Origin of the sequence: Streptomyces sp. P17 (genome assembly GCF_032436805.1) — a bacterium.
Classification (GTDB): Bacteria; Actinomycetota; Actinomycetes; order Streptomycetales; family Streptomycetaceae; genus Streptomyces.
Genome location: NZ_JAVRBF010000385.1, coordinates 1 through 399 on the forward strand (window position 1 = coordinate 1; position 399 = coordinate 399).

Here is a 399-nt window from a genome sequence, read left to right on the forward strand (position 1 = left end):
GCTCAGAGCGCCCCTAGCGCGCCCGATCTGACCATGCCCAAGGGCTAGGCATAGGCAAACCCTTTCAGGGCCTCAAAACGCCTGCAATCGATTCTCGCGGGGCGCTGCTGTTGCGCTCCAGCCGCTGCCAATTGCGCGCCATGTTGACAAAGTGATGCACTGTGATGCAGCATGATGCACATGAATACCCCCCACGCCCAAAAACCGCTCTTCGCGGATCAGAAGCCTGTACGGGTCACGGTGCCGGTGACGCCAGAGGTGCAGGAAGCGTTTCAGAGGCTCGCGGCTGCCTCTGGCATGTCCACTGGCAAGGCCATGGGCGAATGGCTGCAGGACACCCTTGAGGGGGCCTTGGCTATGGCTGAGATGCTGGAGAAGGCGCGGCAGGCACCCAAGCAG

1 protein-coding gene is annotated in these 399 nt (G+C 62.2%); it reads left to right on the top strand.

Features of this window, described 5'->3' with window-relative positions:
• Positions 1-180: 180 nt before the first annotated feature.
• A partial coding sequence (locus RMT89_RS41405; RefSeq protein ID WP_315888915.1) for a hypothetical protein occupies positions 181-399 on the top strand: 219 nt, incomplete at its 3' end.